Here is a 14,154-nt window from a genome sequence, read left to right on the forward strand (position 1 = left end):
TCCGGTCGGCGGGCGCGTCAGCACAGCGCGCCGACCCGCTCGATCTCCGCGGACAGTGCCCTTACGGGCAGTTCGGCGAACAGTTCGGTGCTGATCACGCCGTTGTCGCGGCGCCACACCCCGGCCACCCGGCCGCCGTGCAGCACCACCGGCGAGATCCAGCCCGCGGCCCGGCTGACCTTGCTCAGGTGCTGCTTCGGGATCAGGTCCCTGGACACCGCCACCACGTACTGATCGAAGGCCGGCACCAGCCGGACCGCCTTGGACGGCTTGGTCTGACGCAGCTCGGCCAGATCCTGGGTGAGCACGAACCCGGGCTTGCCCGCCACGCTGACCTCGGTCAGCTCGGGCCGGACCGCGGCGAACCAGCGTTTGGTCAGGCCGGGTTTGCCGTTGCGGAACAACCACTGCGCGAACTCGTCGTGCCCGGCCGGGCCGAAGGCGCGCAGGTAGGCGCGAACCAGGTCCTGGCCCGCCTGCTCCGGGTCCGGCACGGTCCAGCCGGGCAGCCAGTGCGCCGGGCTGGTGAAGGTGACCCGGTTGCCCTCGGCCGGGCCGTGGCAGAGCAGGCCCAGGTAGGCGGCGGGTTTGAACAGCGCGCCCCAGCCCGAGCCGAGCGGCTCGGCCAGCCGGGCCGAGCCGACCCGGTCCAGCACCTCGGCGACCAGGTCCTCCCGGCTGAGCAGCCGGTGGTCCAGGACCTCGGCCAGCGCGGCGAGCACCCTCGTCAGTTCCTCGGCGGTGATGCCGTGGCCGCGCTGCCAGCTGCCCTTCTCCCAGAACCGGAGTGCGCCCACCGCGGCCACGAAACTCGGCGCGAGCCCGGCGGGCAGCAGGTGCAGGGTGCCCCTGGCCGCCCACATCCGGACCAGCGTGCGGTCGGTGATCAGCGCCCGGGTGATCTCCCCCGGCGCGGGCTTGACCTGGCGGATCCGCACCGCCAGCTCGGCCGCCGAGGGCACCTGGGCCTGCACCCCGCACAGCCGATCCGCCAGCGCGACCGCGTCCAGCCCGGCCGGGTTGATCAGCTCCTGCCGCCGCAATCGCCAGGCCAGCGCCTGGTCCGCCCCCAGCTCCATGACACCACTATAACCGGTGTGCACCGGTTATAGTGGTGTCATGGGCGAGGAGCCGGCCGGGTTGCCGATGGTCGGGCACGACGGGCAGCACTACCGGTTCAACCCGGGTGCGTTGTGCCTGGAACTGCTGGTCAGCGGCGGCGAGGGCGAGCGGGCGGAGTGGGAGGCGCTGCACCGGGTGCAGGACCTGCGGCAGTGGCTGACGCACACCCGGTTCGGCCCGGCCAGGATCAGGATGAGCGCCGCGGAGCTGGCCGAGTTGAAGGTGCTGCGCGAGTCGATCTGGTTCAGCGCGAGCCGGGTCGCCAGTGGCAAAGCCCCCGGTGCGTTCGAGGACTGGAACCGGCTCGCCCAGGCCCCGCCGCCGGTGCCCGAACTGACCGGCCAGGGGCGGCGCTGGCGGGAACCGATCAATGGCGCGGCGCTGCTGTCCGCGTTCGCCAGGGACGCCATCGAGTTGTTCGGCGGGCCGTACCGGCACCGCGTCCGGCACTGCGCCGCGGCGGACTGCCGTCTTCTCTTCGTGGACACCTCACGCCCCGGCGCCCGGCGCTGGTGCTCGATGCAGCGCTGCGGCAACCGGGCCAAGCAGCGCGTCCGGCAGGAGGCGGCCCGTGGTCACGCTTGAGCGACTGGTCGACGTGCTCGGCGGCCTGGGCACCCGGCTGTGCTGCGCGCCGCGCGGCCGGGACGTCGAACTGCGCGGGCTCTCCCTGCACGATCCCACCGAAACCCACCCGACCAGCCCCACCGACGTGCTGCTGGGCATCGGCACCGGCTCGGTCACCGCCGCCGCCCGCCTCGTGCGCGGCACCACCGCCGCCGCCGTCCTCCTGCACGGGCCGCCTGAGCTGGACGAACGCGTGCTCGCCGCCGCCCGCAGCTCCGGCGCGGCGGTGCTCATGGTCGACCCGGCGGTGCCCTGGAGCCACCTCGCCGGACTGATCCACACCCTGGTGCTCAGCGGCCAGGGCCCCAGCCGGGACGTGCCAGGCGACCTGTTCGCGGTGGCCGACGCGATCGCCGCGGTGGTCGGCGGGCCGGTCACCATCGAGGACCTCCAGTCCAGGGTGCTGGCCTACTCCAACCGCCAGGAGGACGTGGACGCCGCCCGGGTGCAGACCATCCTCGGCCGCCGGGTCCCGCCCGATGTGCTCAAGGCCCTTGCCGACCACGGCGTGTTCAAACACCTGGCCAACTCCGACGAACCACTGCTGGTCCCCGCGCTCACCCCCGGCCTGCTGGGTCGCCTGATCGTGGCCATCCGGGCCGGGCGGGAACTCCTGGGCTCGGTCTGGGTCGAGGTCACCCCGCCGGTCCGGCCGCAGGCCTACTCGGCCATGGTCGACGGCGCCCGCACCGCCGCCCTGCACCTGCTGCGCGCCCGCGCGGGCGCTGACCTGGAACGCCGCGCCGAGGCCGACGCCGTGCTCAGCCTGCTGGACGGCACCGCGGACGCGCCCGGCACGCTGTCCCGCCTCGGCCTGGCCGCCGCCGGACTGCGCGTGGTCGCCCTGCACGCGCACGCCGGGATGAACGAACACGGCGCCGCGCTGCTCGCCTTCGAACGCGCCACCTCCGGCTTCGGCTGGTCCCGGCCCGGCCGCAGCGCGCTGCTCGGCAACGTGCTCTACACCGTGCTGCCCGATGACAACCCCGCCCGCGACTGGCTGCGTTCCCTGCTGCGCGAACTGCCCCCCGACGTGGCCGTGCACGCCGGGATCGGCGGCCGGGCCTCCCCCGCCGACCTGCCGGCCAGCCGTCTGGAAGCCGAGGAATGCCTGGCCACCCGGGTCGCCGGACTGGTCGAGGCGGACACCGTGGACTACGACGAGCACTGGGCCGCGGTGCTGCTGCTCCGGCTGCGCACCGCCGCCGAGGCAGGCAGGCTGCCCACCCGCGGCCCGGTCGCCGACCTGCTCCGCCAGGACACCGGGCACGGCACCGAGTACCTGGCCACCCTGCGTGCCTGGCTGGCCGCCGGTGGCGACGGCAAGGCCGCCGCGCGCAAACTCGCCGTGCATCCCAACACCCTGCGCTACCGGCTGCGCAAGATCGAAGCGCTCACCGCGCTGCGCCTGGACGATCCGGACCAGCGACTCGCGCTGACCGTCGCGCTGGCCGCGCTACCGGCGCAAGGAACGCGTAAAGATCGCTGGTAGCGGCGTCAAGGAGGCGTGAACGGGGGTGGTCGGCGACCGGTCGGCGGCCCGACCATTCCGATCATGGCCAACCTGCCTTACACGCTCGTGCTGATCGGCGGCTTCGTGTTCCTGGCCCTGGTCATCCGCGCGGTGCAGACCCGGCTGGCGGTCCGGCCAGCGCGTCGGCCACCGAGCAGGTGAAGCGGGTGCCGCCACGCGGCAGCACGGTGAACTCGGCCGCGGCCAGGTCCACCACGCAGGTGCACAGCGTGGCCGAATCGTCGGCACCCGGCGGGCGGCCAACGCCGCGCGGGTGCGCGCTGGTCAGGACGTCCAGGAACCAGTCGATGCCCGGTTCGGCGGGTGGGTCCAGGCTGTCCAGGACCTTGGCGCGTTCCCGGCTGGACAGCGTGACCAGCTCGGGCAGCGTCAGGTGGCGCAGGTGGTTGGTGTGCCAGAGCGGCTCGGCCCCGGCCTCCTGGACCGCGCTGGCCCCGGCCACCGCCTCCACCTGCACGACCCGGCCGGTGCTCAGCTCGGCCAGGTTGTAGGCGAAACCGCCCGCCGAGGGCAGTGTGGTGAGCAGCCGGATCGCCTCGTCCAGATCACGCGCCCGGTGCAGGGCGCGGGCCACGAAATGGCGGCCGGGGGCGATGGCCGGTTCGGCCACCGGCAGGTGGTCCAGGCCGACGGCCAGGCCGTGCCCGGTCAGCGCGAAGGCGTTGCTGGGCAGCATGCCCGGATACCAGAGCGCGGTGACCGGCACGTCCCCGTCGCAGTGCAGGGTGAGCAGCAGCAGGCGGCCGATCAGCCCGGCCCCGCCGTCCTCGTTGTGCGCCAGCGCCCGGCCCGGCCAGGCCAGGTCCGAACAGCCAGCCGTTGTGGACGGCGGCGGCAGGTCGCCACGCAGGTTGACCAGCAGCAACGTCTGCTCAGGCAGGTTCGCGCCGGTGGCCATCGCGCGGAGTTCGGCATATTCCTGGGGGTGTCTGGTCCTGGTCAGCGCGCTCAGTCTGGACAGTCGGACCAGGCCCTGGTCGGTGCGCGCGTAGTCGTTGAGCGCCGGCCACTCGGGCAGGGTGTGCACGGCCTCGGTGATCTCGGCCCGGAACCGCTCGCCGAGCGCGCGGAAGACCTCCAGCCGGGGGCCACACAGACCGGCCCAGCGCAGCCCGTCCAGCTCGGCGACCGTGACCGCGACAGACATGGGATGACCCCCTTCTCCGTGCGTTCTCAACATAGGCGGACGGGCGGAGAAGTGGGGATCGGCGAAACGTGTGAGGATCTTCGCGTGTTCGGCGTAGCGATCGATGACCAGGTATGCGACCAGTTGCGGACGGCTTTCCTGTCCGCGGACTACCACGCGGACGGAGTGCTCGAACTGCTCGGGCCCACCGCGCACGCCGCGCTGGGCCGCGGGGAGCTGGAGCCTGCTGCCAGGGCCTGCGCCGACGGCGGGGCGCTGGGCGCCCTGGTCCGGTTGTTCCTGCTCAACGAGCCGGTGCCGGAGGCCGAGCTGGCCGCCGCGCTGCGGCCGTTGCCGCTGGCCGACGCGGTCCGGGCCGGGCTGCTGCACACCGACGGCGAGTCCGCGCGGGCCGCGCTGGACCTGCGGCCCTACGGCGATGACCAGGGCTCCTGGTGGGTGCTCTCCGACCTGGACTCCGACGCCCGCGGCGGCCCGGTGCCCGCCGATCACGTGCTCGGCGTCGGGCACGCCTCGCTCAGCCTGGCCAGGGCCACCGCCCGCCGCCCGGTCGGCGCCCTGCTCGACCTGGGCACCGGCTGCGGGGTGCAGTCGCTGCACGCCAGCAGGCACGCCGAGAACGTCACCGCCACGGACCTGTCCGGGCGGGCGCTGGCGCTGGCCTCGGCCACCTTCCGGCTCAACCAGCTCGATGTGGAACTCGGCCGCGGCGAGTGGTTCAAGCCGGTGGCCGGCCGCCGGTTCCAGCAGATCGTGTGCAACCCGCCGTTCGTGGTCGGGCCGCCGCGGGTGGACTACGTCTACCGCGACTCCGGGCTGTCCGGGGACAGCGCCAGCGAACTGGTCATCCGGCAGCTGCCCGAGCACCTCGCCGACGGCGGGGTTGGGCAGCTGCTCGCCTCCTGGCTGCACGTCAAGGGCCAGGACTGGAGCGAGCGGGTCGCCTCCTGGCTGCCCGCACAGGGCATGGACGCCTGGGTGGTGCAGCGCGATGTGGCCGATCCGGCGCTCTACGTCGGCACCTGGCTGCGCGACGCGGGCGTGGATCCGCGGTCGCAGGCAGGCCGGGAACAGGCCGGGCGGTGGCTGGACTGGTTCGCGGAGCACCAGGTCGAGGGCATCGGGTTCGGCTTCGTGACGCTGCGGCACACCCAGACCGGGCCCGCCGACATCGTCTGTGAGGACCTGCGCCAGGCCTATGACGACCCGCTGGGCCCGGAAACCGCTGGCTGGCTGGACCGGGTGGCCTGGCTGCGTCAGCACAGTGCGGACGAGGACCTGCTCGCCGCCCGGCTCACCGTGCCCGCCTCGGTCGCGCTGGAGGAGATCTCCGGTCCGGCCGAGGACGGCTGGACCTCGGTGGTGCGCAGGCTGCACCGGCAGGACGGGCCGGGCTGGCAGCACGACCTGGACGATCTGGCCGCCGCGCTGCTGGCAGGCTGCCGAGGGCACCTGGACCTGGGCGACCTGCTCGGGCTGCTCGCCGCCGCGCACGGCCTGCCGACGGAGGTGCTGGTCATGGGCGCGCTGCCTGCGGTGCGCAACCTGATCAAGCACGGGATGCTGGTGCCCGCCGACTGGGTCGTGGCGTGAGGGCGGTCGTCTCCAGGGTCACCCGGGCCAGCGTCACCGTCGAGGACGAGGTGGTCGGCGCGATCGAGGAGCCCGGACTGCTGGTGCTGCTCGGCGTCACGCACACCGACACCGAGGTGACCGCGGCCACCATGGCCCGGAAACTGCACGAGTTGCGCATCCTGCGGGAGGAGCGGTCCTGCGCTGAAACCGGCGCGCCGCTGCTCGTAGTGAGCCAGTTCACGCTCTACGGCCAGACCCGCAAGGGCAGGCGCCCGTCCTGGACCGGGGCGGCCCGTCCCGAGGTGGCCGAGCCGTTGGTTACCGCGGTGGTAGAAGCCCTGCTTAACCGGGGTGCGCGGGTGGAAACCGGGCGGTTCCGCGCGGCCATGGCGGTGGAAAGCGTGAACGACGGGCCATTCACCGTGCTGGTCGATCTTTAAGGGTTCTCTTTACGCCTTCTCAGCGAATCCTCAGCCTGCGGAAGCAACCCCGCAGGTCAGCCTGACGTCTTGCTAATTGAGAGTGGGTACCGGGAACGAAACCGAGATCGGCTTCGTTATCCAAGTGTCCAGCCAGGACGGGGCGGGGAAACCGCACAGGGACGGAACCCCCGCACTGAAGGGGCCGCCGCGCAACGGGGCGTCGGCTTGGTGACGCATGCCCGCACGACGCCGTTTGCCCGCGACCAGGGAGGGAGCTCCGATGACCGCCCTACTGAAACTTACCGAGCAGGAGCCGCAGGAAGCTGCACAGATCGAGGCGCACGACCTCGACGCGCAGAGCCCGGCGGCTGACCTGGTTCGAGTCTACCTGAACGGAATCGGCCGCACCGCGTTGTTGAGCGCGGCGCAGGAAGTCGATCTCGCCAAGCGCATCGAAGCGGGGGTATTCGCCCGCCACATGCTGGACGAGGCGAAGTCGCTTTCCCCGCAGCGCCGAGCCGACCTGAAGACTCTGGTTCGTGACGGGCACACCGCCAAGAACCATTTGCTGGAAGCGAACCTGCGCCTGGTGGTCAGTCTCGCCAAGCGCTACACCGGACGCGGTATGCCGCTGCTGGACCTGATCCAGGAGGGCAACCTCGGGCTGATCCGCGCGGTGGAGAAGTTCGACTACAGCAAGGGCTTCAAGTTCTCCACCTACGCGACCTGGTGGATCCGGCAGGCGATCACCCGCGGCATGGCCGACCAGGGCCGCACCATCCGGCTGCCCGTGCACCTGGTGGAACAGGTCAACAAGCTGGCCCGGATCAAGCGCGACCTGCACCAGCAGCTGGGCCGTGAGGCCACGCACGAGGAGCTGGCCGCCGAGTCGGGCCTGCCCGCGGACAAGATCTCCGACCTGCTCGACCACGCCCGCGACCCGGTGAGCTTGGACATGCCGGTCGGCGCCGAGGAAGACGCCCCGCTTGGCGACTTCATCGAGGACTCCGAGGCCACCGACGCCGAAAGCGCGGTCATCTCGGGCCTGCTCCAGGACGACCTTCGCCGCGTGCTGGCCACCCTGGACGACCGCGAACAGCACGTCATCCGCCTCCGCTACGGCCTGGACGACGGCCAGCCGCGGACCCTGGACCAGATCGGCCGCCGGTTCGGCCTCTCGCGCGAGCGAGTCCGCCAGATCGAGCGGGAGGTCATGTCCAAGCTGCGGCAGGGCGACCGGGCCGAGCGGCTGCGCGCGTACGCGAGCTGACGCTGAGTAGTCCCCCGCCTCACCCAGATAGCAGCGTTGACTTGTGACCTGCCTCACGGCACGGTTCTCCAAGACAACACAGACTGCGCAGTCCGGCTGTACCACTACAGCCGGATTGCACACCCCGGGAGGTCGGACCCGTCGGGGGCGGGTCCGGCCTTCCGACATGTCCAGACCCGGTATCGCGAGATGGCGCGGAGCGCGGACGGGGGTGGGGGTTGGGGGTGGAAATCCCACGACGAGGGTTCTCGCGTGTTCTCCGTACGGCCTGGAGCATGCAGACCACACCTCACCGAGCGGCCCCTGCAACCTGCCGCCGCCCTAGCCTCCCAACGCGACCGGGGCCGCTCGGTGAGGTGTGGTTGGCTGGCGGAAGGCCGTACGGAGAACACGCGAGCCCTCGGAGCCACGCTGGAACCGGCCCCGGCAGCCCAAACCCCGCCCCGCAACCCGCGCATCCCGGCTCTTGATCTGCCCCACCCCTCCGGTGGTCTGCCCGGCCGGCGAGGCCATCCTTTTTTGATCTTCGGCTCTGTTGCTGAGGGGCAAGAGCGAAGATCAAGGGCGTCCTCGCCGGACGGGCAGAAATCAAAGGATGGGGGGGAAAGTCAAAGTCAAGGGCGAAGAGCAGTGCTCGTACGGTCGCAGACACCTATGGCGTGCAACAACGGCCAACGTGGCGTACGACAACGGCCAACACTCGCGGAGGTTGAAAACCCCGCCGGCGTGTTGGCCGTTCTGGACGGGGTGTTGGCCGTTGTTGTACGGGGTGTTGGCCGTTGTGGGTGGGGCTACGGGGTCAGGAAGCGGGTGGTCCAGCGGGCGATCTCTTCCTCCGTGGCGCCGTGGGCGAGTAGCCAGCCTCGGGGGCCGTTCTCGTGGGCGTCCAGGGCGTTGAGGACGCCTTCGAGGGCGGGGGCGGGGGCGGCCAGGAGGTGTTTCATGGTGGCGAGCTGGGCTTCGGTGGGTTCTGGGCGGCCCAGGCTGGTGGCCACTCGGCGGATCACGCCGGTCATGTTGGCTTCGGTGCGCACGTAGTCGGCGATGACGGTTTCCCTGGGGACCCCGGCCACCCGCAGCAGCAGGGCCACGGACACGCCGGTCCGGTCCTTGCCGACTGAGCAGTGGACCAGGACCGCGCCGTCGGCGGCGCCGGCCAGGCGGACTATCTCGACCAGGCCCTCCGCGGACTCCTCCAGCAGCTGGAGGTAGAGCTTGCCCAGGTCGAGTGCGCCGGGGTCGGTGGCCGCGGCGGCCATGATCAGGTCCAGCATCGGGATGCGGTGCACCTCGGTGCCGTTGACCTGCAGGGGGTGCTCGGCGTGGCCTTCCTTGCTGCCGCGCAGGTCGAGCACCACCGCCGGTGGCCAGCCCGCTAGGTCGGGGATGGGGTCGCCGGCCAGGGGGGCCTCGCTGCGCAGCAGCACACCGTGCCGGGTCAGTCTGCCGTCGGCTGTGCGCAGCCCGCCCAGGTCGCGGCCGTTGACGAGTCCCGTGGTCACCATGTCCCCCTCGACTGAGTTGAATTGCCAGTCCAAACCTACGCGGGGGTCCCGCCCTGCTCGATCCGGACGGGGATCACACCCGGTCAGCGCCAGGCCGCCGGAGCGCACGCGGTAGTTTCATCAGATACCCGAATCGCAGGCAAGGGAGCCCGCGTGACTGCCACCACCACGGCGTTTGAGTACACCGACGTCCTGCCGCTCGGCCCGGACCAGACCGAGTACCGCCTCGTCACCACCGAGGGCGTGCGGCTGGTCGAGGCCGCGGGACGACGCTTCCTTGAGGTCGACCCCGAGGTGCTGACCCTGCTCGCCCGGGAGGCGATCAAGGACATCCAGCACCTGTTGCGGCCCTCGCACCTCGCCCAGCTGCGCGCGATCATCGACGACCCGGAGGCCAGCGGCAACGACCGGTTCGTCGCGATGGACCTGCTGCGCAACGCCTGCATCGCCGCGGGCGGGGTGCTGCCGATGTGCCAGGACACCGGCACCGCGATCGTGATGGGCAAGCGCACCGAGACCGTGCTCACCGGCGGCGCGGACGAGCAGGCGCTCTCCCGCGGCATCTTCGACGCCTACCAGGAACTGAACCTGCGCTACTCGCAGCTGGCGCCGGTGACCTTCTGGGACGAGAAGAACACCGGTTCCAACCTGCCGGCGCAGATCGAGGTGTTCACCAAGCCCGGCGCCGAGCCCAAGTACGAGTTCCTGTTCATGGCCAAGGGCGGCGGCAGCGCGAACAAGACCTTCCTGTACCAGGAGACCAAGGCGCTGCTGAACCCGGTGCGGCTGGCCAAGTTCCTGGACGAGAAGCTGCGCAGCCTGGGCACCGCGGCCTGCCCGCCGTACCACCTCGCGGTGGTGGTGGGCGGTCTGTCCGCGGAGCAGAACCTCAAGGTCGCCAAGCTGGCCTCGGCCCGCTACCTGGACGAGCTGCCCACCGAGGGATCGCCGCTGGGACACGCCTTCCGCGATGTCGACCTCGAACAGCAGGTGCTGGAACTGACCCGTCAGTTCGGCATCGGCGCGCAGTTCGGCGGCAAGTACTTCTGCCACGACGTGCGGGTGATCCGGCTGCCCCGGCACGGCGCCTCCTGCCCGGTCGGCGTGGCGGTGTCCTGCTCGGCGGACCGCCAGGCGCGGGCGAAGATCACGCCCGAGGGCGTGTTCATCGAGCAGCTGGAACGCGATCCGGCCCGGTTCCTGCCGGAGATCGGCGACGGCGAGCTGTCCGACGAGGTGGTCAACATCGACCTCACGCTGCCGATGGAACAGATCCGGGCCACGCTGTCCCAGCTGCCGGTGAAGACCAGGGTCTCGCTGACCGGTCCGCTGGTGGTGGCCCGCGACATCGCGCACGCCAAGATCAAGGAGCGGCTGGACGCGGGCGAGGGCATGCCGCAGTACCTGCGTGATCATCCCGTCTACTACGCCGGTCCGGCCAAGACGCCCGAGGGCTACGCCTCCGGGTCGTTCGGGCCGACCACCGCGGGCCGGATGGACTCCTATGTGGAGCAGTTCCAGGCCGCGGGCGGCTCTTTGGTCATGCTGGCCAAGGGAAACCGGTCCAAGCAGGTCACCGAGGCGTGCCAGAGCCACGGCGGTTTCTACCTCGGTTCCATCGGCGGTCCGGCGGCCCGGCTGGCCCAGGACTGCATCCGCAAGGTCGAGGTGCTCGAGTACGCCGAACTCGGCATGGAGGCGGTGTGGAAGATCGAGGTCGAGGACTTCCCCGCGTTCGTGGTGGTCGACGACAAGGGCAACGACTTCTTCGCGGGCACCAGCCAGCCCACGCTGCAGGTGTCCTTCCGACGCTAGGTCTTGTGTGGTGGATCTTGTGCGTGAGCGTCGGCGTCCAGGTCGTTCCTGGCGGTGCCGCAGGGGTGGCCGCGTACCGGGTTGTACGTGGCCGCCCCGGCGGTGCTGCCAGGGGCGGGCTGGGCCCGACGATGGCGTGCAAGATCCACCACACAAGACCTGAATTGTTACTCCGCAACGATTGTGAGCACATGGCAAGGTACGCGCTGCTGATTCTGCCCGCGTTCAACCGGGTGTACGGGGAGTCGGCCGTCCGGCTGACCCGCACCGAGCTGGCGGTGTTCAGCGAGACCGCGTTGCACACCGAGGTCGCCGACGTCGCCGAGACGGAGATCGGCGGGGTGCCGTATGTGACGTTCGAGTCCGGGGCGCTGGACGAGTACGACATCTCGGTGCTGTCCAACCTGTCCTCGGTGTACGCGTTGTTCGCGGTCGAGGGCGAGTTGCTGCGGCCGCTGCGAGTGTCCCCTTTGGACAAGTTCAGCAGCGATCTGCTGACCATCCAGAAGTACTCGGGCAAGACCAACGAGCACTTCACCAAGCTGCTGCTCAACATCACCCTGCTCGCCCGCGCCGAACCCGGCGAGCTGATGGAGAAAAAGCTCGCTGTCTTCGACCCGATGTGCGGGCGTGGCACCACGCTGAACCAGGCGCTGATGTACGGGCACGACGCCTTCGGCATGGACCTGGACGGCAAGGACTTCGACGCCTACGCGCACTTCCTGGCCACCTGGCTGAAGAACCACCGGATCAAGCACCAGCACGAGGTCACGCCGATCCGCCGGGACAAGGCGCTGATCGGCAAGCGGCTCAGCGTGAAACTGGGGCTGACCAAGGAGTTGTACAAGGCGGGCGAGGCGAACCAGCTCATGGTGGTCAACGCCGACACCGTGCGCAGCCGGGAGTTCTTCCGGGCCGAGACCGTGGACGCGATCGTCACCGACGCGCCCTACGGTGTGCAGCACGGTTCCCGGCCCACCCAGAAACACCTGTCCCGCAGCCCACTCGAACTGCTGTACAACGCGGTGCCCGGGTGGAGTCAGATCCTGCGGCCCGGCGGCGCCATCGGCATTTCCTGGAACACGCACGTGGCCGGCCGGGACGATCTGGTGAAGATCCTGGCGGACAACGGGTTGCAGCCGCTCGATGACGGTCCGTGGCGGGAGTTCGAGCACCGGGTGGACCAGTCGATCATCCGCGATCTGGTGGTGGCGCGGAAACCCGGCTGAGCCGATATCCGACTGCCCACGGCGGGGCGGGGACGCATACTGTCGCGGTGAGCACCTTCACCCGCTACCGCTGGCTGCCCGAGGGCGCGTTCCCGCTCAACCTGGGCGAGCCGCACGCCCGACCGGCCGGTCGCTACCTCACTCTCGGCGTGGCCGCGCTGGTGCTGATGGCCGTGCCGATGTGGCTGCCGCGCTGGGCCTGGCTGTTGATCGGCGCCGGGCTGGCGGTGTGGGCCACGCTGGGGTTCGGGTTCGCGCAGCGGCCGCAGTACCCGACCAGCTGGCTGGTCCGGCAGCCGACGCGGCTCGGCCGGGTGGACTCCGGGGACAAGGACCGGACCGGACCGGCGCCCGGGGTGGTGACCTGGTTGCGGTCGGGTGAGATCCAGCTCGTCCAGCGGTCCTGGGCCACCGCGGCCACCGCGGCGCACGCCCGGTTCCTGGACGCGACCGGGCTGGCCGAGACGACCTCGGTGGCGGACTGGGACGAGGACGAGGAATTCGAGTACGGCACCGGCGAGAGCGGCTACCTGCTGCGGGATGAGCGGGCCGCGTTCGCGGTGCACGGCTATGAGCTGTCCGACGAGTCCGGGACCGGGCTGTTGCCGTTCGGCTGGCTCGGGGTGGCCAGGGACCGGCTGCCGGTGCAGCGGCACGGGCCGAACGTGACCAGGGTCGGCTACGACGATGTGCGCGCGCTGGCCAGGGTCGGGGCCGCGCCGGCGCACCGGCTGGAGGCGGCCTTCGCCGGGCACGCCCAGCCGAGTGAGGTGGATCTGGTGCTGGATCTGGGTCTGCCGCGCGGCTGGCCGTCCATTCTGGACACCCTGCCGCCCGCGGAGGTGCGGGCCATGCTGGCGCCGGCGCGGATCGCGGTGCTGCGCGCGGAACTGCTCGCCCAGGGTGCGCGGGATCTGGCCTGGGAACAGGAACGGGACGTGGTCACCCCGGTCAGTCCGGAGTGGACAGAGCGCTGGCTGTCGCGGCTGGACAACATCAGCGCGGCCGGGCACCCGCCGGAGCTGACCCCTGGCGCGTGGCCGGAACTGTCCGGCACCGCGTACACCGGTCTGCTGCTGGCCGCCACCGCGACCGATTCGACAGATCGGCCGCTGCGACCGCTGCTGGGAAGTCTCGGCGTGCCAACGGAATCAGCGGCCCAGCGACTGACCTGGGCGCCCGGCCGGGTGCGCTGGAACCTGCTGGACCGGGCGAATCTGGTTGCCTGCTACGGATTCTCGATCTGCGCGGGCGCGGCGTTCAGTTCCTGGTTGGACGGATAAGTGTCGGCGCCCCGGCTGGGTTCCGCGCCTGCCGGGGCGCCGCATTCGGTTGGTCGGGTTACTTGGTCTCCTGCTTGGCGGTGACGGCGACCGTCCGCTCCCCCAACGGTTTGGCCAGCTTCACGGTGACCGGCGGGAACCGCAGGTCCATGGTGCAGGCCTCGCTGTTGGCCGGGGTGGTCTCCACCAGCGTGATCTTCACGCCGGTGTCGGTCTGCTCGGTCAGGTCGGCGCGCACCTTGCTGCAGCCGCCTTCCTTGCCGAACGTGCCGACCACGGTGCCGTCACCCTCGGTCCACACCCGCTTGGGGAAGTCCGCGGGCAATGCCGACAGGTCGGCCTTGTTCTTCGCCAACGGTTTTCCGCCGGCGGGCGGGTCCATCTCCGGACCCGGTTCCGGCGTCGGCTGAGCGGACGAAGGAGGCGGGGTCGGCTGTCCGCCAAAACCAGCCGTGGGCTCCGCACAGGCGCTCAACGCGAGCACCAGCGCCGCCCCGGCGCTGACCACGGTAGCTAGACGTCTCATGTGCACAGGACGGAACGGTAGCCACGGCGGGTTGCACGCGCGGGTTAAACAGAAAAACAGCCGTGGGATCGACCTCCCGGTAGGAGAGGTCGATCCCAC

At 71.0% G+C, this 14,154-nt stretch carries 12 protein-coding genes; 8 read left to right on the top strand and 4 right to left on the bottom strand.

What is annotated here, in order from left to right:
• Nucleotides 1–17: 17 nt before the first annotated feature.
• Nucleotides 18–1,079: a winged helix DNA-binding domain-containing protein gene (locus ACTOWY_RS28650; RefSeq protein ID WP_441312714.1), complete on the bottom strand. Its 1,062-nt coding sequence runs from the start codon at nt 1,077–1,079 to the stop codon at nt 18–20.
• 40 nt (nt 1,080–1,119) lie between these two features.
• On the opposite strand from ACTOWY_RS28650, the gene ACTOWY_RS28655 reads away from it, so the two are divergent.
• Together ACTOWY_RS28655 and ACTOWY_RS28660 are read left to right on the top strand one after the other, a co-directional pair.
• On the top strand, nt 1,120–1,707 hold the full coding sequence (locus tag ACTOWY_RS28655; RefSeq protein ID WP_441312715.1) for a CGNR zinc finger domain-containing protein: 588 nt from the start codon (nt 1,120–1,122) through the stop codon (nt 1,705–1,707).
• Nucleotides 1,694–3,241, top strand: a complete 1,548-nt coding sequence (locus tag ACTOWY_RS28660) for a PucR family transcriptional regulator (protein ID WP_441312716.1) — start codon at nt 1,694–1,696, stop codon at nt 3,239–3,241. The genes ACTOWY_RS28655 and ACTOWY_RS28660 overlap by 14 nt, the downstream gene beginning before the upstream one ends.
• Nucleotides 3,242–3,362: 121 nt before the next feature.
• Here ACTOWY_RS28660 and ACTOWY_RS28665 read toward each other — a convergent pair whose 3' ends face one another.
• Complete coding sequence (locus ACTOWY_RS28665; protein WP_441312717.1) at nt 3,363–4,430, bottom strand: C45 family autoproteolytic acyltransferase/hydolase; 1,068 nt, start codon at nt 4,428–4,430, stop codon at nt 3,363–3,365.
• Nucleotides 4,431–4,514: 84 nt separating this feature from the next.
• On the opposite strand from ACTOWY_RS28665, the gene ACTOWY_RS28670 reads away from it, so the two are divergent.
• From ACTOWY_RS28670 to ACTOWY_RS28680, 3 genes are all read left to right on the top strand, one after another.
• Nucleotides 4,515–6,023: a DUF7782 domain-containing protein gene (locus tag ACTOWY_RS28670; RefSeq protein ID WP_441312718.1), complete on the top strand. Its 1,509-nt coding sequence runs from the start codon at nt 4,515–4,517 to the stop codon at nt 6,021–6,023.
• Nucleotides 6,020–6,445 (top strand): D-aminoacyl-tRNA deacylase, encoded by a 426-nt coding sequence (dtd, locus tag ACTOWY_RS28675; protein ID WP_441312719.1) that lies wholly within the window; start codon nt 6,020–6,022, stop codon nt 6,443–6,445. The genes ACTOWY_RS28670 and dtd overlap by 4 nt, the downstream gene beginning before the upstream one ends.
• A gap of 262 nt (nt 6,446–6,707) precedes the next feature.
• Nucleotides 6,708–7,697, top strand: coding sequence for a sigma-70 family RNA polymerase sigma factor (locus tag ACTOWY_RS28680; RefSeq protein ID WP_246492520.1), 990 nt, complete (start codon nt 6,708–6,710; stop codon nt 7,695–7,697).
• Between the two features lie 791 nt (nt 7,698–8,488).
• Here the strand turns inward: ACTOWY_RS28680 and ACTOWY_RS28685 are convergent.
• Nucleotides 8,489–9,199, bottom strand: coding sequence for a tyrosine-protein phosphatase (locus ACTOWY_RS28685; protein ID WP_441312720.1), 711 nt, complete (start codon nt 9,197–9,199; stop codon nt 8,489–8,491).
• 156 nt (nt 9,200–9,355) lie between these two features.
• On the opposite strand from ACTOWY_RS28685, the gene ACTOWY_RS28690 reads away from it, so the two are divergent.
• From ACTOWY_RS28690 to ACTOWY_RS28700, 3 genes are all read left to right on the top strand, one after another.
• Nucleotides 9,356–11,017, top strand: coding sequence for a fumarate hydratase (locus ACTOWY_RS28690; RefSeq protein ID WP_441312721.1), 1,662 nt, complete (start codon nt 9,356–9,358; stop codon nt 11,015–11,017).
• A 191-nt stretch (nt 11,018–11,208) separates the two neighbouring features.
• Nucleotides 11,209–12,246, top strand: a complete 1,038-nt coding sequence (locus ACTOWY_RS28695; RefSeq protein WP_441312722.1) for a TRM11 family SAM-dependent methyltransferase — start codon at nt 11,209–11,211, stop codon at nt 12,244–12,246.
• Between the two features lie 47 nt (nt 12,247–12,293).
• A complete protein-coding gene (locus ACTOWY_RS28700) occupies nt 12,294–13,529 on the top strand; it encodes a hypothetical protein (RefSeq protein ID WP_441312723.1) in 1,236 nt (411 codons plus the stop codon).
• A 58-nt stretch (nt 13,530–13,587) separates the two neighbouring features.
• On the opposite strand, the gene ACTOWY_RS28705 is transcribed toward ACTOWY_RS28700, so the two are convergent.
• On the bottom strand, nt 13,588–14,055 hold the full coding sequence (locus ACTOWY_RS28705; RefSeq protein WP_247758626.1) for a hypothetical protein: 468 nt from the start codon (nt 14,053–14,055) through the stop codon (nt 13,588–13,590).
• Nucleotides 14,056–14,154: the final 99 nt, after the last annotated feature.

It is taken from the genome of Crossiella sp. CA198 (assembly GCF_052078295.1).
Taxonomy (GTDB): Bacteria; Actinomycetota; Actinomycetes; order Mycobacteriales; family Pseudonocardiaceae; genus Crossiella.